At 63.3% G+C, this 20553-nt stretch carries 15 protein-coding genes; 13 read left to right on the plus strand and 2 right to left on the minus strand.

What is annotated here, in order from left to right:
• The first annotated feature begins 75 nt into the window (after positions 1 to 75).
• The 12 genes from nhaA (at position 76) to hutG (ending at position 15863) form a co-directional block, all read left to right on the plus strand.
• Positions 76 to 1254 (plus strand): Na+/H+ antiporter NhaA, encoded by a 1179-nt coding sequence (gene nhaA / locus AC1MEK_RS08130; protein ID WP_480395748.1) that lies wholly within the window; start codon positions 76 to 78, stop codon positions 1252 to 1254.
• A gap of 258 nt (positions 1255 to 1512) precedes the next feature.
• The gene (locus AC1MEK_RS08135) at positions 1513 to 2232 is read left to right on the plus strand and encodes an anti-sigma factor (RefSeq protein WP_480395749.1); all 720 of its coding nucleotides are present in this window, start codon (positions 1513 to 1515) and stop codon (positions 2230 to 2232) included.
• 378 nt (positions 2233 to 2610) lie between these two features.
• The gene (gene hutU / locus AC1MEK_RS08140; RefSeq protein ID WP_480395750.1) at positions 2611 to 4305 is read left to right on the plus strand and encodes a urocanate hydratase; all 1695 of its coding nucleotides are present in this window, start codon (positions 2611 to 2613) and stop codon (positions 4303 to 4305) included.
• 155 nt (positions 4306 to 4460) lie between these two features.
• Positions 4461 to 5930, plus strand: coding sequence for a purine-cytosine permease family protein (locus AC1MEK_RS08145; protein ID WP_480395751.1), 1470 nt, complete (start codon positions 4461 to 4463; stop codon positions 5928 to 5930).
• 137 nt (positions 5931 to 6067) lie between these two features.
• Positions 6068 to 7033: an ABC transporter substrate-binding protein gene (locus AC1MEK_RS08150; RefSeq protein WP_480395752.1), complete on the plus strand. Its 966-nt coding sequence runs from the start codon at positions 6068 to 6070 to the stop codon at positions 7031 to 7033.
• Between the two features lie 168 nt (positions 7034 to 7201).
• Positions 7202 to 8053, plus strand: coding sequence for an ABC transporter permease (locus AC1MEK_RS08155; RefSeq protein WP_480395753.1), 852 nt, complete (start codon positions 7202 to 7204; stop codon positions 8051 to 8053).
• Positions 8053 to 8925: a quaternary amine ABC transporter ATP-binding protein gene (locus tag AC1MEK_RS08160; RefSeq protein WP_480395754.1), complete on the plus strand. Its 873-nt coding sequence runs from the start codon at positions 8053 to 8055 to the stop codon at positions 8923 to 8925. Before AC1MEK_RS08155 ends, AC1MEK_RS08160 begins: the two co-directional genes overlap by 1 nt.
• A gap of 14 nt (positions 8926 to 8939) precedes the next feature.
• Positions 8940 to 10586: an HAL/PAL/TAL family ammonia-lyase gene (locus AC1MEK_RS08165; RefSeq protein ID WP_480395755.1), complete on the plus strand. Its 1647-nt coding sequence runs from the start codon at positions 8940 to 8942 to the stop codon at positions 10584 to 10586.
• A complete protein-coding gene (hutH, locus tag AC1MEK_RS08170; RefSeq protein ID WP_480395756.1) occupies positions 10583 to 12133 on the plus strand; it encodes a histidine ammonia-lyase in 1551 nt (516 codons plus the stop codon). The genes AC1MEK_RS08165 and hutH overlap by 4 nt, the downstream gene beginning before the upstream one ends.
• Before the next feature lie 136 nt (positions 12134 to 12269).
• Positions 12270 to 13664: an amino acid permease gene (locus tag AC1MEK_RS08175; RefSeq protein WP_480395757.1), complete on the plus strand. Its 1395-nt coding sequence runs from the start codon at positions 12270 to 12272 to the stop codon at positions 13662 to 13664.
• 161 nt (positions 13665 to 13825) lie between these two features.
• Positions 13826 to 15031, plus strand: a complete 1206-nt coding sequence (gene hutI / locus AC1MEK_RS08180) for an imidazolonepropionase (RefSeq protein WP_480395758.1) — start codon at positions 13826 to 13828, stop codon at positions 15029 to 15031.
• A gap of 28 nt (positions 15032 to 15059) precedes the next feature.
• Complete coding sequence (hutG, locus tag AC1MEK_RS08185; protein WP_480395759.1) at positions 15060 to 15863, plus strand: N-formylglutamate deformylase; 804 nt, start codon at positions 15060 to 15062, stop codon at positions 15861 to 15863.
• Positions 15864 to 16016: 153 nt separating this feature from the next.
• Here hutG and AC1MEK_RS08190 read toward each other — a convergent pair whose 3' ends face one another.
• Positions 16017 to 18278, minus strand: a complete 2262-nt coding sequence (locus tag AC1MEK_RS08190) for a heavy metal translocating P-type ATPase (RefSeq protein WP_480395760.1) — start codon at positions 18276 to 18278, stop codon at positions 16017 to 16019.
• A gap of 84 nt (positions 18279 to 18362) precedes the next feature.
• On the opposite strand from AC1MEK_RS08190, the gene cadR reads away from it, so the two are divergent.
• Entirely contained in the window at positions 18363 to 18821 is a 459-nt protein-coding gene (gene cadR / locus AC1MEK_RS08195) for a Cd(II)/Pb(II)-responsive transcriptional regulator (protein WP_480395761.1), read from the plus strand.
• A gap of 184 nt (positions 18822 to 19005) precedes the next feature.
• Here the strand turns inward: cadR and AC1MEK_RS08200 are convergent, their stop codons facing one another.
• Positions 19006 to 20454 carry a catalase gene (locus AC1MEK_RS08200; RefSeq protein WP_480395762.1) on the minus strand — a complete coding sequence of 483 codons (1449 nt, stop codon included), beginning with the start codon at positions 20452 to 20454 and terminating at the stop codon, positions 19006 to 19008.
• Positions 20455 to 20553 lie beyond the last annotated feature (99 nt).

Consider the following 20553-nt stretch of genomic DNA (forward strand, 5'->3'; position numbering starts at 1 on the left):
TCGGCAGAAGCGGTAACCGCGAGCCTGAAATATCTGTGTTAACTTGCGCCCTTTGCCACAGAATCAAGGACGCGCATGACACCGCTCGATCAGAACAAGGAAACCCCACGCGCCCTCGCCATCCTCGCCCGCTTCCTGGCCTCGGAATCCGCGGGCGGCATCGTGCTCATGGGCGCGGCGCTGGCGGCGATCATCGTGGCCAACTCGCCCATGGCACCTTTTTACTTCTCGGCACTGCACAGCGTCTGGGGCGGGTTGTCGGTGGAGCTATGGGTCAACGACGGCTTGATGGCGATCTTCTTTCTGATGGTCGGCCTGGAAATCAAACGCGAAGTGCTCGCCGGCGGCCTCGCCAGTTGGGGTCAGCGCGCCCTGCCCGGCTTTGCCGCGGCTGGCGGCATGCTGGTGCCGGCGCTGATCTATGTCGCGATCAACGCAGGTAACGCCGAGACCCTGAGCGGCTGGGCGATCCCGGCGGCCACCGATATCGCCTTCGCCCTGGGCGTGCTGTCGCTGCTGGGCAAACGCGTACCGACGTCACTCAAGGTATTCCTTGCCGCACTGGCGATCCTCGACGACCTGGGCGCAGTGACCATCATCGCTCTGTTCTACAGCAGCGGACTGAACCTGCCGATGCTCGGCGCCTCCTTCGCCACCCTCGCCGTGCTGGTCGTCATGAACCGCATGGGCGTGCAGCGCCTGCTGCCGTATCTGGCGCTGGGCTTGTTGCTGTGGTTCTTCGTCCTGCAATCAGGCGTGCACGCGACCCTGGCGGGCGTGGCACTGGCACTGTGCATTCCACTGGGCACCCGTCAGGAAGAGGCCCGCTCGCCACTCCTGTTGCTGGAAGAAAAACTCCACTACTGGGTCGCGTTCGCCGTGGTGCCAGCGTTCGGCTTTGCCAACGCAGGCGTCTCGCTGTCCGGCATCACACTGGGCAATCTGGTGGACCCTGTCCCGTTGGGCGTGGCGCTGGGGCTGTTCGTCGGCAAACAGATCGGCGTATTTCTTGCCGCCACACTGGCAATCCGCTCGGGCTTGGCGACCCTGCCCGAAGGCAGCAACTGGGTGCAGTTGTATGGCGTCGCGCTGCTCTGCGGAATCGGTTTCACCATGAGCCTGTTCATCGGCAACCTGGCGTTCCCCGGCGCGGCGCACCTGATCGACGAGGTGAAGGTCGGCGTGCTGATGGGCTCGATTCTGTCGGCGATCGTTGGAGTCATTCTGTTGCGTAACCGGTTGGCGCACCGCTGAATGCTTTTGTGGGAGCCGGCTTGCTGGCGAATGCGGTGTGTCATTCAACGTTGTCGTGTCTGACCTGACGCATTCGCCAGCAAGCCGGCTCCCACAAGGACTTACGCAGGCGCATGCCGCCCAATGACCTCCCGCGCGTCGTATCCAGGTGTTTCATCCTTGTACGGCCAGCTATTCTCATTTCCAGACAGCACAAAACCGTGCGCCTTCGAGTGTGCGGATCAAGCGCGGCACAGCTGCGCTCTGGGGATGTAGCGCATGAACAAGAAATCAGACATCACGCCCGAACACGACGTGCAGATCCTGGCGGGTGAATACGTACTGGGCACGCTTTCGCCCGAACGCCGCGCCGAGGTACAGCAGCGCATGGCCCAGGATCCGGCCCTGCGTCGGGCGATCCAGGGCTGGGAGGCGCGCCTGCTGGCGATGACCAATGTGGCCGAACCTGACGAGCCGGCGCCTTCGCCCTGGCAGCGGCTGGGCAATTTCACCCGCGCCCGACGCGCCGCCGGCAAGCGCCGCAAAGGTGTTCGCTGGCAGAACAGTATCGGCTTCTGGCGCAAGCTGGCGGTCTGCAGTGTCATCGCCGCGCTGCTGTTCGGCACGCAGTTGCTGACCCAAGTGGCGCCCACCGCCAAGCCGGCTTGGGTCGCGCTGCTGTCCACACCTGAGGACAAAACGCCGGGCTGGGTGATTCAGATCAGCGATGCCCGCGAGGTGCAGCTCATTCCTCTGGGTACAGCGCAGATTCCCGACGACAAACTGCTGCAATTCTGGACCGACTCCGGTGACACCCGCGGGCTGGTCTCGCTGGGCCGGGTCAGGCCTGGCGAGGTGCTGCGGGTCAAACTCAACAATCTGCCGGCACTGCATGCCGACCAGCTGTTCGAACTGACGCTTGAGAACGCCACCGGCCCGATCGCCGGCAAACCCGCCGGGCCGATCCAGTTCATCGGCCGCACGGTAAAAGTGATCTGAGTCCCTCCAGGCCGATGGATCTGCATCGGCCTTCTCCCGCATCTGTTACCGATTGCACCTTCGCGGGGCGCACGCACCGAAAAGTAACAATTGGTGGCGGCACGTAACGCCTCCCACAGCCTGATCCAATTTCCTCAATCTCTGCCCAACGCCGGGCCCGCAAGGGCTTGCAGGTTTTTGCCTGACCGATGCGACGAGTTGGCCCCTTGGTTGCATATGCTTGTATGTACAAGTAAATATGAGTATGCAAGAGTATGGTCAGTGCCCCGTTTCGATTCATGGATTACGGCGCCTGATCTGCCACACCCATATTCCGCCTGTTCGACACAGGCACGTCAGCCCAGTGCCTGGGCCGGATTGATCATCGAGGATTGTTACGTGACTACTGACAACAAAACCCCAGCTCAGCAATGGACCAAACGCCGCGACGTGGAAATCCGCGCCGCCCGCGGCACCCAACTGACCGCCAAGAGCTGGCTGACCGAAGCGCCGCTGCGCATGCTGATGAACAACCTGGACCCGGAAGTCGCGGAAAACCCGAACGAGCTGGTGGTGTACGGCGGCATCGGTCGCGCGGCGCGTAACTGGGAGTGCTACGACAAGATCGTCGAGAGCCTGACCAACCTGAACGAAGACGAAACCCTGCTGGTGCAATCCGGCAAACCGGTCGGCGTGTTCAAGACCCACAGCAACGCGCCACGGGTGCTGATCGCCAACTCCAACCTGGTGCCGCACTGGGGCAACTGGGAGCACTTCAACGAACTGGACGCCAAGGGCCTGGCGATGTACGGCCAGATGACCGCCGGCAGCTGGATCTACATCGGCAGCCAGGGCATCGTCCAGGGCACCTACGAAACCTTCGTCGAAGCCGGTCGCCAGCATTACGACGGCAACCTCAAAGGCCGCTGGGTGCTGACCGCAGGCCTGGGCGGCATGGGTGGCGCGCAGCCTCTGGCCGCAACCCTGGCCGGCGCCTGCTCGCTGAACATCGAGTGCCAGCAGAGTCGCATCGATTTCCGCCTGAAGAGCCGCTACGTCGACGAGCAGGCCACTGATCTGGACGACGCCCTGGCGCGCATCGCCAAGTACACCGCCGAAGGCAAGGCGATCTCCATCGCGCTGCTGGGCAACGCCGCTGAAATCCTGCCGGAACTGGTGCGCCGTGGCGTGCGCCCGGACATGGTCACCGACCAGACCAGCGCCCACGACCCGCTCAACGGTTACCTGCCGGAAGGCTGGACTTGGGAGCAGTACCGCGACCGCGCCATCACCGAGCCTGCCGCCGTGGTCAAGGCCGCCAAGCAGTCGATGGCCAAGCACGTCGAAGCCATGCTGGCCTTCCAGAAACAAGGCATCCCGACTTTCGACTACGGCAACAACATCCGCCAGATGGCCAAGGAAGAAGGCGTGAGCAACGCGTTCGACTTCCCCGGCTTCGTACCGGCCTACATCCGTCCCCTGTTCTGCCGCGGCATCGGCCCGTTCCGCTGGGCGGCGCTGTCGGGCAACGCCGAAGACATCTACAAGACCGACGCCAAGGTCAAGGAACTGATTCCGGACGACGCTCACCTGCACAACTGGCTGGACATGGCTCGCGAGCGCATCAGCTTCCAAGGCCTGCCGGCGCGTATCTGCTGGGTCGGCCTGGGCCAGCGCGCCAAGCTGGGCCTGGCGTTCAACGAAATGGTCCGTCGCGGCGAGCTGTCGGCACCGATCGTGATCGGTCGTGACCACCTGGATTCGGGCTCGGTCTCCAGCCCGAACCGCGAAACCGAATCGATGAAAGACGGCTCCGACGCCGTGTCCGACTGGCCGCTGCTCAACGCCCTGCTCAACACCGCCAGCGGCGCGACCTGGGTTTCGTTGCACCACGGCGGCGGTGTGGGCATGGGCTTCTCGCAGCATTCGGGGATGGTCATCGTCTGCGACGGCACCGACGAAGCCGCCGAACGCATCGCCCGCGTCCTGCACAACGACCCGGCCACCGGAGTGATGCGTCATGCCGACGCGGGTTACCAGATCGCTATCGATTGCGCCAAGGAGCAGGGGCTGAACCTGCCGATGATCAAGTAACGAATAGAAAAACGCAGACCTGTGGGAGCGAGCTTGCTCGCGAAGACGTCAGCACCTTCACCATCATCGGTGACTGACACGACGCATTCGTGAGCAAGCTCACTCCCACAAGGGTCCAGGCGTGACCCAACACTCGCTCCAGGGGAATGTTTGAAATGGCTGTTCCAGATGATCGTGTTGCACAAGCTTCCGTGATCGAAAGGCGTTCGATCGATTACATTCCTGACGCGGAAAGACATGGTCGTCTGTTCAGTCAATTCACCCTGTGGCTGGGTGCCAACCTGCAGATCACGGCGATCGTCACCGGCGCCCTGGCCGTGGTGCTGGGCGGCGATGTGTTCTGGTCGCTGATCGGCCTGTTCGTCGGCCAGTTGCTGGGCGGCGGGGTCATGGCGCTGCATGCCGCGCAAGGTCCGAAACTGGGCCTGCCGCAGATGATTTCCAGCCGGGTGCAGTTCGGCGTCTACGGGGCGGTGATCCCGTTGGTGCTGGTGTGCCTGATGTACATCGGCTTTTCCGCCAGCGGCTCGTTGCTGGCAGGGCAAGCCGTCGCGCAACTGATTCAGGTCCCGGACTGGCAAGGCATCGTGCTGTTCGCCGCCGCCATCGTGATCCTGACCATCTTCGGCTACCGGGTCATCCACATGATCGGCCGGGTCGCCAGCCTCATCGGCGTGGTCGCCTTCATCTACCTGTTCGGCGCACTGCTGGCGGGTAACGACGTCGGCGCGCTGCTGGGCAACAAACACTTTTCGCTGAGCAGCTTCCTGCTGGCGATATCCCTGTCGGCATCCTGGCAGATCGCGTTCGGCCCGTATGTGGCGGACTATTCGCGCTACCTGCCGCGCAACACCTCGGCTCGCAGCACCTTCTGGGCCGTGGGCCTGGGTGCGGTGATCGGTGCGCAGGTGTCGATGGTCTTCGGCGTGTTCGCCGCCGCGCTGGCGGGCAAGAACTTCGCTCACCATGAGGTGCAGTTCATCGTCAGCCTGGGCGGCACCGGCGTCATCGCCGCCCTGCTGTATTTCAGCATTGCCTTCGGCAAAGTCACCGTAACCACGCTCAACGCCTACGGCAGCTTCATGTCGATCGCCACCATCGTCAGCGGTTTCAAGGGCAACCGACACATTTCCAGCGCCCTGCGCCTGACCTACATCTTCGCCATGGTCGGCATCGCCACCGTGCTGGCACTGGCGGGCAAGGACTCGTTCCTCAAGGATTTCTCCGCGTTCATCCTGTTCCTGCTGGCGTTCTTCACGCCATGGAGCGCGATCAACCTGGTGGATTTCTACTGCATCACCAAGGAGCGCTATGACATCCCTGCCCTGTCCAACCCGGACGGCCGTTATGGCCGCTGGAACTGGATCGGCATCGTGATCTACGTCATCGGCGTGCTGATTCAGATGCCGTTCATCTCCACCCACTTCTACACTGGCCCGTTGGTGGGCGCGCTGGACGATACCGACATCTCGTGGATCATCGGCCTGGTGGTGCCTGCCGCGCTGTATTACTTCGCGGCGAAGAAATGGCCCGGCCAGATCGCCGACCGCCTGATTCTGCCGACCGAGCACAACCCGGCAGAACACAAGAACGACGCGGTGCCCTCGCGAGCGGTGGTGAACTGACCCGCCGCAACGCACGTCTGTTTAAGCTGGAGTGAAGCGGGACGAGGCCGCAAAGCGCCTCGCCCATTGGCCGGATGCCACTTGCTTACGTACTGCCCAAGCAACACAGCCCAACTCAAGATCAGGAGCGTCACACAATGAAAATGAAAAAGACCCTGCTATCCACGTTGCTGACGGTCGGCGTGCTCGCCAGCGGCGCCAGCCAGGCAGCGGGATGGTGTGAGTCCGGCAAGCCGGTCAAATTCGCAGGGCTGAACTGGGAAAGCGCGATGCTGCTGACCGACATCCTGCAGGTGGTGCTGGACAAGGGTTACGGCTGCAAGACTGACAGCCTGCCGGGCAACTCCATCACCATGGAAAACGCCCTGAGCACCAACGATATCCAGGTCTTCTCCGAAGAGTGGGTGGGCCGCAGCGAAGTGTGGAACAAGGCCGAGAAGGCCGGGAAAGTGGTCGGTGTCGGCGCCCCGGTCAAGGGCGCGGTGGAAGGCTGGTACGTGCCACGCTACGTGATCGAGGGCGACGCCAAGCGCAAGCTGGAAGCCAAGGCACCGGATCTGAAATCCATCGCCGACCTGGGCAAATACTCGGCGCTGTTCAAGGACGCCGAAGAGCCGAGCAAGGGCCGCTTCTACAACTGCCCGGCCGGCTGGACCTGCGAGCTTGAAAACACCGAGATGCTGAAAAGCTACGGCCTGGAAGACAAGTTCACCAACTTCCGTCCGGGCACAGGCCCTGCGCTGGATGCCGCGATCCTCTCCAGCTACAAGCGTGGCGAGCCGATCCTGGCCTACTACTGGTCGCCTACCCCGCTGATGGGCCAGGTCGACATGGTGCGCCTGGAAGAGAAAGCCGGTGTGAACAAGACCATCGACATCAAGGTCGGCCTGTCCAAGACCTTCCACGACGAAGCCCCTGAACTGGTGGCGGTCATGGAAAAGGTCAACATCCCGATCGACCTGCTCAACCAGAACCTCGCGCGCATGACCAAGGACCGCATCGAATCGCCGAAGCTGGCGAAGATGTTCCTCAAGGAGCACCCTGAAGTCTGGCATCAGTGGGTCAGCGAAGAGGCGGCCAAGAAGGTTGATGCTTCGTTGTAACGATTGATCCGGGTGCCGCGCAACACCGGCGGCACACGCCCCTGTAGGAGTGAGCTTGCTCGCGAAAGCGTCGCGTCAGTCACCGATGATGTTGGATGTGCCGACGCATTCGCGAGCAAGCTCACTCCTACAGGGGTAAGGCTCCACTTATTAGACCGAGATAAACCTATGTTCCCCGAAAGCTTCACGTTCTCCATCGCCGACTGGGTCAACGACTGGGTCGACAAACTGGTCACCAACTACGGCGACGTGTTCCGGCACATCTCCGACACCCTGCTGTGGGCCATCGTCCAGCTCGAAGGCCTGCTGCGCGTCGCGCCGTGGTGGGTGTTGCTGGCCATCGTCGGTGGCATCGCCTGGCACTCGACCCGCAAGGTCGCCACCACCGCGGTGATCGTCGGCCTGCTGTTCCTGGTCGGCGCCGTGGGCCTGTGGGACAAACTCATGCAGACCCTGGCGCTGATGCTGGTCGCCACCTTCATTTCGGTGCTGATCGGCGTGCCGCTGGGCATTCTGTCGGCACGCAGCAATCGCCTGCGTTCGGTGCTGATGCCGCTGCTGGACATCATGCAGACCATGCCGAGCTTCGTTTACCTGATTCCGGTGCTGATGCTGTTCGGCCTGGGCAAGGTCCCGGCGATCTTCGCCACCGTGATCTACGCCGCGCCACCGCTGATTCGCCTGACTGACCTGGGCATTCGTCAGGTCGACGGCGAAGTCATGGAAGCGATCAACGCCTTTGGCGCCAACCGCTGGCAGCAACTGTTCGGCGTGCAACTGCCGCTGGCCCTGCCGAGCATCATGGCCGGGATCAACCAGACCACCATGATGGCCCTGTCGATGGTGGTGATCGCCTCGATGATCGGCGCCCGTGGCCTGGGCGAAGACGTGCTGGTCGGCATCCAGACCCTCAACGTCGGTCGCGGCCTGGAAGCGGGTCTGGCCATCGTCATTCTGGCGGTCGTGATCGACCGCATCACGCAGGCCTATGGCCGCCCACGGCATGAGGCGAGCAAATAATGAGCGTCGAATCGATTAAAAGCGCAGAGCCTCTCAAGGCCGCTGAAAACACCGTTGCCGACAAGATCGTGGTGAAGAACGTCTTCAAGATCTTCGGCAGCCGCTCCAAGGAAGCGCTGTCCATGGTCCAGCAGGGCCAGGGCAAGGAGCAGGTGCTGTCGCAGACCGGCTGCGTGGTCGGCGTGAACGACCTGTCGCTGTCGATCGGCAGCGGCGAGATCTTCGTGATCATGGGCCTGTCCGGTTCCGGCAAGTCGACCCTGGTGCGCCACTTCAACCGCCTGATCGACCCGACCAGCGGCGAGATTCTGGTCGACGGCGAAAACATCCTGGCCTACGACACCGATGCGCTGCGCGACTTCCGCCGGCGCAAAATCAGCATGGTGTTCCAGAGCTTCGGCCTGTTGCCGCACAAGACCGTGACCGAGAACGTCGCCTACGGCCTGGCGATTCGCGGCGAGAGCAAGGCGCAATGTGCCGAGCGCGCGCAGCACTGGATCACCACCGTGGGCCTGAAGGGCTACGAGAAAAAGTACCCGCACCAGCTCTCCGGCGGCATGCGCCAGCGGGTGGGCCTGGCCCGCGCACTGGCGGCGGACACCGACATCATCCTGATGGACGAGGCGTTCAGCGCCCTCGACCCGCTGATCCGCGCCGAGATGCAGGACCAGTTGCTGGAGCTGCAATCGACCCTGCACAAGACCATCGTGTTCATCACTCACGATCTGGACGAAGCCGTGCGCATCGGCAACCGCATCGCCATCCTCAAGGACGGCAGGCTGATCCAGGTCGGCACCCCGAAAGAAATCCTCTACCAGCCCGCCGATGAATACGTCGATCGTTTCGTCCAGCGGCGCACGGCGACCCTTTAAGGACGGCAGTACTCATGTCGCGAGCAGAACAGATCATCATCGGCGATGCCCCGGTCACCTGGCGGGACATCACAGCCGTGGCCCGTCACGGCGCCAGCCTGGCCCTGTCGGACGGCGCCTGGGCGCGCATCGACAATGCCCAGGCCATCGTCCAGCGCATCGTCACCAGCGGTGAGCGCGCCTATGGCGTGAACACCGGCCTGGGCGCGCTGTGCAACGTGTCGCTGGAGCGCGAGCAGTTGAGCCGCCTTTCGCGCAACACCCTGCTCAGCCATGCTTGCGGCGTGGGGCCTGTCCTGCCCGATGACCAGACGCGGGCGATCATCTGCGCCGCCATCGTCAACTACACCCAGGGCAAATCCGGCATTCACCGCCAGGTGGTGCAGGCATTGCTCAACCTGCTCAACCATCGCATCACGCCGCAAGTACCGTCCCAGGGCTCGGTGGGTTACCTGACCCACATGGCCCACGTCGGCGTCGCACTGCTGGGCGTCGGCCAGGTCAGTTACCGCGGCCAGGTGGTTTCGGCGTTGCAGGCACTGGGCGAAGAAGGCCTGTCGCCCGTGGAGCTGGGCGCCAAGGACGGGCTGTGCCTGGTCAACGGCACCCCATGCATGACCGGCCTGGGCTGTCTGGCCATCGCTGACGTGAACCGCCTGATGCAATGGGCCGACGTGATCAGCGCCATGACCTTCGAAGGCCAGCGCGGCCAGCTGGATGCGTTCGACGAGACCATCATCGCGCTCAAGCCCCATCCGGGCATGCAGCAGGTGGGCAAGAACCTGCGCGGCCTGCTGGCGGGCAGCGAGGTGCTGGCCAACAGTCAGGGCATTCGCACCCAGGACGCCCTGAGCATCCGCTCGATTCCGCAGGTGCATGGCGCCACCCGCGATCAGCTTTCCCACGCCACGCGGCAGATCGAGACCGAGCTCAATTCGGCCACCGACAACCCGCTGCTGCTGGGCACGCCGGACGCCTATCGGGTGGTCTCTCAGGCCAACCCCCACGGCCAGTCCGTGGCCATGGCCGCAGACTTGCTGGCGATTGCCATGGCCGAACTGGGCTCGATTGCCGAGCGTCGCCTGGACCGCCTGATCAACCCGACCGTCAGCGGCCTGCCGGCGTTTCTGGTCAGCCAGCCCGGGGTCAACTCCGGGATGATGATCGTGCAATACGTCGCCGCCTCCCTGTGCGCGGAAAACCGCCAGATGGCGCAACCGGCGGTCATCGACAACTACGTGACCTCGGGCCTGCAGGAAGATCATCTGAGCATGGGCACCAGCGCCGCGCTGAAGCTGCACAAGGTGTTGGAAAACGTCACGCAGATCCTCGCCATCGAGTACCTGCTCGCCGCCCAGGCGTTCGAGTTCTTCAAGGGCCCGCGCTTCGGCGTGGGCACCGAAGCGGCCTGGCGCCTGCTGCGCGAGCGGGTTCCGGCCTACGACGAAGACCGCTGGCTGGCCCCTGACATCGCCAGCAGCGTGACGCTGCTCAAGAACGAAGAATCGCTGGAAAGCATCTTCCAGGTTTGCCGCGACTACGCCGCCAACACACCACACAACAGCCATCACGGTCGCAGCTTGGGCGCCACAAGCGCCGGACAGGCAGGAGCCAGTCCAGAGCGCGCGACCGTTATCAACGAAGGAGTAGCAGCATCGTGACCGACACCCAAAAGGCAGTTTCGCTGAACCTGATCCCCGGCCAGTTGACCTTGGCGCAGCTGCGCGCGATCTATCAGCAACCGGTAAAACTCACGCTGGACGCCAGCGCCGATCAGCAGATCGAAAACAGCGTGGCCTGCGTCGAGCAGATCCTGGCCGAGAACCGCACCGCCTACGGCATCAACACCGGTTTCGGCCTGCTGGCATCGACCCGCATCGCCAGCGCCGATCTTGAAAACCTGCAGCGCTCGCTGGTGCTGTCCCACGCCGCCGGCGTCGGCGAGCCGATCAGCGACGCACTGGTGCGCCTGATCATGGTGCTCAAGGTCAACAGCCTGAGCCGCGGTTTCTCCGGCATCCGTCGCCAGGTCATCGACGGCCTGATCGCGCTGGTCAACGCCGAGGTCTACCCGCACATTCCGCTGAAGGGTTCGGTGGGTGCATCGGGCGACCTGGCGCCACTGGCGCACATGTCGCTGGTGCTGCTGGGCGAAGGCAAGGCACGTTACAAGGGCCAGTGGCTCAACGCCGTGGAAGCGCTGGCCGTGGCTGGTTTGAAACCACTGACCCTGGCCGCCAAGGAAGGTCTGGCGCTGCTCAACGGCACCCAGGTGTCCACCGCGTACGCCCTGCGCGGCCTGTTCGAAGGTGAAGACCTGTTCGCCGGTGCCCTGAGCTGCGGCGCGCTGACGGTCGAGGCAGTGCTGGGTTCGCGCTCGCCGTTCGACCCTCGCATCCACGCCGCTCGCGGCCAGCGCGGGCAGATCGATGCCGCTGCGGCCTTCCGCGATCTGCTCGGCGATGCCAGCCAGGTGTCCGAATCCCACCGCGACTGCGACAAGGTTCAGGACCCGTACTCCCTGCGCTGCCAGCCGCAAGTCATGGGCGCCTGCCTGACTCAACTGCGCCAGGCCGCCGAGGTGCTGGCGATCGAATCCAACGCGGTGTCCGACAACCCGCTGGTGTTCGCCGCCGAAGGCGAAGTGATTTCCGGTGGCAACTTCCACGCCGAGCCCGTGGCCATGGCCGCTGACAACATCGCCCTGGCCATCGCCGAAATCGGCTCGCTGAGCGAGCGCCGTATTTCGCTGATGATGGACAAGCACATGTCGCAGCTGCCGCCGTTCCTGGTGGCCAATGGCGGGGTCAACTCCGGTTTCATGATCGCCCAGGTGACCGCCGCAGCGCTGGCCAGCGAAAACAAGGCCCTGGCCCATCCGCACAGTGTCGACAGCTTGCCGACTTCGGCCAACCAGGAAGACCACGTGTCGATGGCACCGGCGGCCGGCAAGCGCCTCTGGGAAATGGCGGACAACACCCGTGGCGTGCTGGCAGTCGAGTGGCTGGCGGCCTGCCAGGGGCTGGATCTGCGCAATGGCCTCAAGACCTCCGAGAAACTGGAGATCGCCCGCACAGCGCTGCGCAGCCAGGTACCGTTTTACGAAAAAGACCGTTTCTTCGCGCCGGACATCGACGCCGCGACCGCACTGCTGGCATCCAATTGCCTGAGCGAACTGGTTGCCGCCGATCTGCTGCCCAGCTTCTGACGCATACACGCCATGGAAGGCAAAACTGCGCAAGCGCATGAAACGTATGGACTTCTTGTCGCAACAGACCGTGCGGCGACAAGAATTTCTGTACCATCCGCGCGCTTCGCTGCACACGAGATATCAGGAAAGCCAGATGACATCGCAAAACGCAACAGAGTTGAAACGCGGGCTGAGCGCCCGACACATTCGCTTCATGGCACTGGGGTCGGCGATCGGCACCGGGCTGTTCTATGGTTCGGCCTCGGCGATCAAGCTGGCCGGGCCTGCCGTTCTATTGGTTTACATCCTCGCAGGCGCGGCGGTGTACATGGTGATGCGCGCCCTGGGCGAAATGGCCGTGCGCAACCCGGTGGCCGGCTCCTTCAGTGAGTACGCCACGCAGTATCTGGGCCCGATGGCCGGCTTCGTGCTGGGCTGGACCTACGCTTTCGAGATGGTGATCGTGTGCTTGGCCGACGTCACGGCATTCGGCATCTACATGGGTTTCTGGTTTCCCGACGTGCCCCGCTGGACCTGGGTGCTGGGCATCGTGTTCGTGATCGGCGCGCTCAACCTGTGCAGCGTCAAGGTGTTCGGCGAAACCGAGTTCTGGCTGTCGCTGCTCAAGGTCGGGGCGATTATCGCGATGATTCTTGCCGGCTTCGGGATCATGCTGTTCGGCCTCGGCTCGTCCTCGGGCGAGACCGTCAGCCATGTGAGCAACCTCTGGACCCAGGGCGGCTTCATGCCCAACGGCGTGGGCGGCATGGTGGCCGCGCTGGCCGTGGTGATGTTCGCTTTCGGTGGCATCGAGATCATCGGCGTGGCCGCCGGTGAAGCGCGCAACCCCGAGCGGGTGATTCCGCGCGCGATCAACGCCGTGCCCCTGCGCATCCTGCTGTTTTACGTGCTGACCCTGTTCGTCCTGATGTCGCTGTACCCGTGGCAGCAGATCGGCAACGAGGGCAGCCCGTTCGTGCAGATTTTCGACCATCTGGGGATTTCCTCTGCGGCGATCATCCTCAACATTGTGGTGATCTCGGCGGCGGTTTCGGCGATCAACAGCGACATCTTCGGCGCTGGCCGCATGATGTTCGGCCTGGCGAAACAGGGCCAGGCACCGAAGAGCTTCGCCAAGCTTTCCGGCGCCGGCGTGCCGTGGATGACCGTGCTGGTGATGGGCGTCGCGCTGCTGATCGGCGTGGTGCTGAACTACCTGATTCCCGAAGACGTGTTCCTGCTGATCGCCTCGCTGGCGACCTTCGCCACGGTCTGGGTGTGGCTGATGATCCTGGTCACCCAGATCGCCATGCGCCGCTCGATGAGCAAGGATGAAGTCGCACAACTGAAATTCCCGGTGCCGCTGTGGCCCGCCGCGCCTATCGCCGCCACGGCGTTCATGGTGTTCGTGTTTGCCGTGCTGGGTTATTTCCCGGACAGCCAGCCGGCGCTGGTGGTGGGCGCGGTGTGGATTGTGTTGCTGGTGGTGGCTTATCGGGTTTGGGTTAAACCGAAAAAAGAGATGGCCGAAACCCGACCTGTTGGATGACACATAACCTGTGGGAGCCGGCTTGCTGGCGAATGCGGTGTGTCATTCAGCAAATCAGTGTCTGACCGGGCGCTTTCGCCAGCAAGCCGGCTCCCACAGGTCTTCCATTGTCCGGACGAGCACAGGCATCCAAAAAATCTTTATATGTTGTGGAGGTACTGATGAAAACGCTCTGGCATCACTGTCACGCGGCAAGCATGGCCAACGGCAAATACTCGATCATCGAGGACGCAGCCATTGTCACCGATGGCGCGCATATCGCCTGGATCGGCCCGCGCAGCGAGTTGCCAGAGCAGGGCGAAGTGCGCAAGGTCGACCTCAATGGCGCCTGGGTCACGCCCGGCCTGATCGACTGCCACACTCACACCGTGTTCGGCGGCAATCGCAGCGGTGAGTTCGAGCAGCGCCTGCAAGGCGTGAGCTACGCCGAAATCGCAGCAGCCGGTGGCGGCATCGCCAGCACCGTGCGGGCCACGCGCGCGGCCAGTGAGGAACAACTGTACGCCAGCGCCGAGCGCCGCTTGCTGCACCTGATGAAAGACGGCGTGACCACGGTGGAGATCAAATCCGGCTACGGCCTGGACCTGGAAAACGAGCGCAAGATGCTGCGGGTCGCTCGCCAGCTTGGGGAAAAACTCCCGGTCACCGTACGCAGCACCTGCCTGGCCGCCCACGCCTTGCCGCCGGAATACAAGGACCAGTCCGACGCCTACATCTCGCACATCTGCAGCCAGATGCTGCCTGCGCTGGCCGCCGAAGAGCTGGTGGACGCCGTCGACGCCTTCTGCGAATACCTGGCGTTTTCCCCGGCGCAGGTCGAGCAGGTGTTCATCACTGCGGGCGAGTTGGGCCTGCCGGTGAAACTGCACGCCGAGCAACTGTCGTCACTGCATGGTTCGAGCCTGGCGGCGCGGTATCAGGCGCTGTCAGCCGACCATCTGGAATTCATGACCGAAGAAGATGCGATCGCCATGGCCGCGTCCGGCACCGTCGCGGTGCTGCTGCCGGGGGCGTTCTACTTCCTGCGCGAGACTCAGCTGCCGCCGATGGATGCGCTGCGCAAGCACGGCGTGAAGATCGCCATCGCCACCGACCTCAATCCGGGCACCTCGCCGGGCCTGTCCCTGCGCCTGATGCTGAACATGGCCTGCACCCTGTTCCGCATGACGCCCGAAGAGGCCCTGGCCGGCGCCACGATTCACGCTGCGCAAGCGCTGGGCATGGCCGACACCCATGGCTCGCTGGAAGCGGGCAAGGTCGCGGATTTCGTCGCCTGGAACATCGAACGCCCGGCAGACCTGGCCTACTGGCTGGGCGGGGATCTGGACAAACGCGTCGTGCGTCACGGCGTCGAGAGCTCTTTCTAACGGCCACTTTCCAATCGGGAGAAATAACGTGGACAAGGTTCTGAGTTTCACTCGCGGTCGTGTACCGCTGCTGATCAGCATGCCGCATCCGGGGCTGAACCTGACGCCGGTGGTGCGCGAAGGTCTGGTGGATGAAGCGGTCAGCCTGCCGGACACCGACTGGCACATCCCGCGCCTGTACGACTTCGCCCATGACCTGGGCGCCAGCGTGCTGGCCGCTGAATACTCGCGTTTCGTCATCGACCTGAACCGCCCTTCCGACGACAAGCCGCTGTACGCGGGTGCGACCACCGGGCTGTATCCGTCGACGCTGTTCGAGGGCGACCCGCTGTTCAAGGCAGGTCAGGAGCCGAGCAAGGAAGAGCGCGCGAGCTACCTGGAAAAGATCTGGACCCCCTACCACGACACCCTGCGCAATGAACTCAATCGCCTGCGCGACGAGTTCGGCTATGCGCTGCTGTTCGACGCCCACTCGATTCGCGGCCACATTCCGCACTTGTTCGATGGCCGCCTGCCGGACTTCAACCTGGGCACCTTCAACGGCGCCAGTTGCGATCCTGAACTGGAAAAGCGCGTCGAAGCGGTCTGCGCCAGCGCCAGGAACTACAGCCATGTGCTCAACGGGCGCTTCAAGGGCGGCCACATCACCCGCCACTACGGCAACCCGGCCGAAAACATCCACGCCGTGCAGCTGGAACTGGCGCAAAGCACCTACATGGAAGAGTTCGTGCCGTTCCACTACCGCAGCGACCTGGCCGACCCGACGCGGGTGGTGCTCAAGCAGTTGCTAGAAAGCATGATCGCCTGGGGGCGGGAGAAGTACGGGAAATAATTTCCGGCCATCTCTCCGAAATCCCGGCTGAAACGCGGGTTCACTGTAGGAGCGAATTCATTCGCGAAAAATGGATCAGACGATAGAGATGTATCGCCTGAAACTTCCATTCGCGAATGAATTCGCTCCTACAGAGGGCCGCGCATCACCCGATCATTTACGCAACAACCGCAACCCGTTGAACACCACCAGCAAGCTCACGCCCATGTCGGCGAACACCGCCATCCACATGGTCGCCACCCCGGCGAAGGTCACCACCAGAAAGATCGCCTTGATCACCAGCGCCAGGGCGATGTTCTGCTTGAGCACCTCTGCGGTGTCGCGCGATAGGCGAATGAACGCCGGAATCTTGCGCAGATCATCGTCCATCAACGCCACGTCAGCGGTCTCGATCGCGGTGTCGGTGCCTGCCGCTGCCATGGCGAAGCCGATTTCGGCCCGGGCCAGTGCCGGGGCGTCGTTGATGCCGTCGCCCACCATGCCCACGCGATGCTGCTGCGCGTATAGCTCTTCGATGGCCTGCAACTTGTCAGCAGGCAGCAGGTTGCCCCGCGCCTGATCCACGCCCACCTGCGCCGCGATTGCTTTGGCGGTGTGCGGGTTGTCGCCGGTCAGCATCAGGGTTTTCACGCCCAGCGCGTGCAGCTGCTCTATCGCTTCACGACTGCTGTCCTTGACCGTGTCGGCCACGGCGAACAGCGCCAAGGGGCCGGTGGCGTCGAACAGCAGCACCACGGTTTTGCCCTGGCTTTCCAGGGCCTCGAGGCGTGCTTCGAGCTCTGGCGAACACCGCCCCGACTCATGCACCAACCGATGGTTGCCCAGATGATACAGGCGCCCGTCCACCTCGCCTTTCACACCCAGGCCTCCCAGCGCTTCGAAGGCGTCGACCGGCAGATGCGCATCCGCCCCGAACGCCTTGGCGATGGCCTGTGAAACCGGATGATCGGAACGCCCGGCCAGGCTCGCGGAAATCACCCGCGCGCTATCACCAAACGCCTCGGCGAGCAGCACGTAATCGGTCTGCACCGGCTTGCCGTGGGTGATGGTGCCGGTCTTGTCCAGGGCCAGATAATCGAGCTTGTGGCCCATTTCCAGGTACACGCCGCCCTTGACCAGAATGCCTTTGCGCGCCGCAGCCGCGAGGCCACTGACGATGCTCACCGGCGTCGAAATCACCAGCGCGCACGGGCACGCCACCACCAGCAACACCAGCGCGCGGTAGATCCAGTCGAACCATGCCGCACCCATGAACAGCGGCGGGATCACCGCCACGGCCAGCGCCAGCGCGAACACAACCGGGGTGTAGACCTTCGAGAAGCTGTCGACGAAGCGCTGAGTCGGCGCCCGCGCGCCCTGTGCCGCTTCCACGGCATGAATGATCCGCGCCAGCGTCGACTGGCCTGCCGCAGCGGTGACCCGGTATTCCAGCGAGCCGGCCTGATTGATGGTGCCGGCGAAAACCTTGTCGCCGACGCCCTTCTCCACCGGCAGGCTTTCGCCGGTGATCGGCGCCTGGTCGATGGTCGAATGCCCGGCGATCACTTCACCGTCCAGCCCGATGCGTTCGCCGGGTTTGACCCGCACCACGCTGCCCGGCGCGACGTCCTTGACCTCGACCTCCAGCCACTGCCCGTCGCGCTGCACCGTGACCATTTCCGGGGCCAGTTGCATGAGGCCGCTGATGGCGTTGCGTGCGCGATCCAGCGAACGCGCCTCGATCAGCTCGGCCACGGTGAACAGGAACATCACCATCGCCGCTTCCGGCCACTGCCCGATCAGCACCGCGCCGGTGACGGCAATGCTCATCAGCGCATTGATGTTCAGATTGCGGTTCTTCAGCGCGATCCAGCCCTTTTTGTAGGTGCCCAGGCCACCGCTGAAAATCGCCACCAGAGCGATCACCGCCACCACCCAATCGGGCGCAGCACGGGTGAAGTGGATGACTTCGGCCGCCACTGCCGCCACGCCGGACAACGCCAGCGGCCACCAAGGCTTCCTGGCGGCAGGCGCAGCAGCTTCTGCGCCTTGCTCGATGACCTCTGCCTGCATGCCCAGCGAGCTGATGGCCTGACGGATCGGCTCGGTGGACGGCAGCTCATGCCACACACCCAGCACCCGGTTGATCAGGTTGAACTCCAGCTTCTGGATGCCCGCCATCTTGCCCAGCTTGTTCTGGATCAGCGTCTGCTCGGTCGGGCAGTCCATGGCCTCGATGCGGAACTGGCTCAGGCGCGCGCTCTCGCTGGCCGTGCCAATGGTCACGCTGGCCGGTGCGCTGTCATGGGAGCAGCAGGAATGGGCGTGGTGCTCGTGCTTGCCCACAGGGGTGAACTTCACCGGGCCGGCGGCGTGGGCCGAATGGTCATGCCCTGCGTGATCGTGGGGTGAATGTTTGTGTACAGAGTCACTCATCGGTCGAGTCTCTAGGTGTGCGTGTTGCCAAGTGAACACCCTGTAGCCACTATAGGGTCAAGCTTCGAAACGAGATCGATGATCATGAAAGCGTCTTACAAGATCGGCGAGCTGGCCAGGCTCACTGACTGCGCCGTGGAAACCATCCGCTACTACGAGCGCGAGGGGCTTTTGCCTGAACCTGCGCGCAGCGAGGGCAATTACCGACTGTATTCCCAGGAGCATGTGGAGCGGCTGACCTTCATCCGCAACTGCCGCAGCCTGGACATGACCCTCGACGAAATCCGCAGCCTGCTGGCCCTGCGTGACAGCCCGCAGGACCAGTGCCAGAGCGTCAATTCGCTGATCGACGAACACATCCAGCACGTCAGCGCCCGGATCAAAAGCCTTCAGGCGTTGCAGGAGCAGCTGATCGACCTGCGCCAGCGCTGCAGCGAAGGGGCACCAGATCATTGCGGGATTCTGGATCGGCTGGAAGTCAGCGGCAGCGTGGCTGTGCCCGAGGTCGAGCATTCCCATGTGGGGCGCAGCCACGGGCATTGATAAACCTACAACCTTCCCGTTCGCCGTGAACCCTGTAGGAGTGAGCTTGCTCGCGAATGCGGAGTGTCATTGACGTATATGGCGTCTGACACACCGCATTCGCGAGCAAGCTCACTCCCACAGGGGTTTGCGTTGAATAAAAAAACCCCGACCAACAAGGTCAGGGTTTCGTACCGAGCGTCAATCAACCGTGATGAATCCGCTCCACCGCCTCGGTCACACCCGCGCCGTACGCAGGATCCGCCAGCCCGCAGTGCTTGATGTGCAGCGCGATCACCGGGGCTGACACCCCGCGCAAGGCCCGGGCGGTGTTGTCGAACAGCGACTGTTGCTCCTTCGCGCTCATCTTGCGGAACAGGTTGCCGGCCTGGGAGAAGTAGTCGTCATCCACCCGATGGTTCCAGTGCCCCGCCGCGCCTTCGATAGACAGTGGCGGCTCGCGGAAATCCGGCTGCTCCTGGAACGCGCCCTTGGTGTTGGGCTCGTAGGAGGTCATGCCGCCACGGTTGCCGTCGACGCGCATCAGGCCGTCGCGGTGGTAGCTGTTCACATGCAACGCGGCCTTGGGCGAGTTCACCGGAATCTGGTGGTAGTTGACGCTCAAGCGGTAGCGCTGGGCGTCGCCGTAGGAGAACAGCCGGCCCTGGAGCATCTTGTCCGGCGAGAAGCTGATGCCGGGCACCACGTTGGACGGCGCGAAAGCAGCCTGCTCGACGTCGGCGAAGTTGTTTTCCGGATTACGGTTGAGCTCGAACACACCGACCTCGATCAGCGGGTAATCCGCCTTCGGCCAGACCTTGGTCAGGTCGAACGGGTTGATGTGATAAGAACCTGCCTCTTTCTCCGGCATGATCTGCACGAACAGTTTCCAGCGCGGGAAGTTGCCCTTCTCGATGTTTTCGTACAGATCGCGGTGATGGGACTCACGGTCCCGGCCCACCAGATCCTGCGCCTCGGCGTCGGTCAGATTGGCGATGCCCTGCTGCGAGACGAAGTGGAACTTGACCCAGAAACGCTCGTGCTGGGCGCTGATGAAACTGTAGGTGTGGCTGCCGAAACCGTGCATTTCCCGGTAGCTGCGCGGAATGCCGCGTTCACTCATCACCACGGTCACCTGGTGGAACGACTCGGGCAGTTGGGTCCAGAAGTCCCAGTTGTTCTCGGCACTGCGCATGCCGGTGCGCGGGTCGCGCTTCACGGCGTGGTTCAGGTCGGGGAATTTCAGCGGATCACGCAGAAAGAACACCGGCGTGTTGTTGCCCACCAGGTCCCAGTTGCCTTCTTCGGTGTAGAACTTCAGGGCGAAGCCGCGAATGTCGCGCTCGGCATCCGCGGCGCCACGCTCACCGGCCACGGTGGAGAAGCGGGCGAACATTTCGGTCTGCTTGCCGATCTGCGAGAAGATTTTCGCCCGGGTGTAGCGGGTGATGTCGTGGGTCACGGTGAAGGTGCCGAACGCGCCCGAGCCTTTGGCGTGCATGCGGCGCTCCGGGATCACTTCCCGATCGAAGTGCGCCAGTTTTTCCAGGAACCAGACGTCTTGCAAGAGAGCGGGGCCGTTCGGACCTGCGGTTTGAATGTTCTGGTTATCGACGACGGGGGCGCCGAAGGCGGTGGTCAGTTTATTGCTCATGAATGTTCTCTCCACAGGTCACTGGTCTTGTCCGATGAGAAGAACGATAAGCAAATGCGGGGTTACGCGCTCATTGGTAGTCCGCACTGGGGGAATAGA

This window comes from Pseudomonas sp. 2 (assembly GCF_056627435.1).

Bases quoted from the DNA above. Each gene is read 5' to 3' on its own strand.
- AC1MEK_RS08165 (WP_480395755.1), top strand. From the start codon at position 8,940: ATGTCGCGAGCAGAACAGATCATCATCGGCGATGCCCCGGTCACCTGG.
- AC1MEK_RS08200 (WP_480395762.1), bottom strand. From the start codon at position 20,454: ATGAGCAATAAACTGACCACCGCCTTCGGCGCCCCCGTCGTCGATAAC.
- AC1MEK_RS08135 (WP_480395749.1), top strand. From the start codon at position 1,513: ATGAACAAGAAATCAGACATCACGCCCGAACACGACGTGCAGATCCTG.
- cadR (WP_480395761.1), top strand. From the start codon at position 18,363: ATGAAAGCGTCTTACAAGATCGGCGAGCTGGCCAGGCTCACTGACTGC.
- AC1MEK_RS08160 (WP_480395754.1), top strand. From the start codon at position 8,053: ATGAGCGTCGAATCGATTAAAAGCGCAGAGCCTCTCAAGGCCGCTGAA.
- AC1MEK_RS08145 (WP_480395751.1), top strand. From the start codon at position 4,461: ATGGCTGTTCCAGATGATCGTGTTGCACAAGCTTCCGTGATCGAAAGG.
- AC1MEK_RS08175 (WP_480395757.1), top strand. From the start codon at position 12,270: ATGACATCGCAAAACGCAACAGAGTTGAAACGCGGGCTGAGCGCCCGA.
- AC1MEK_RS08155 (WP_480395753.1), top strand. From the start codon at position 7,202: ATGTTCCCCGAAAGCTTCACGTTCTCCATCGCCGACTGGGTCAACGAC.
- AC1MEK_RS08190 (WP_480395760.1), bottom strand. From the start codon at position 18,278: ATGAGTGACTCTGTACACAAACATTCACCCCACGATCACGCAGGGCAT.
- hutI (WP_480395758.1), top strand. From the start codon at position 13,826: ATGAAAACGCTCTGGCATCACTGTCACGCGGCAAGCATGGCCAACGGC.
- nhaA (WP_480395748.1), top strand. From the start codon at position 76: ATGACACCGCTCGATCAGAACAAGGAAACCCCACGCGCCCTCGCCATC.
- AC1MEK_RS08150 (WP_480395752.1), top strand. From the start codon at position 6,068: ATGAAAATGAAAAAGACCCTGCTATCCACGTTGCTGACGGTCGGCGTG.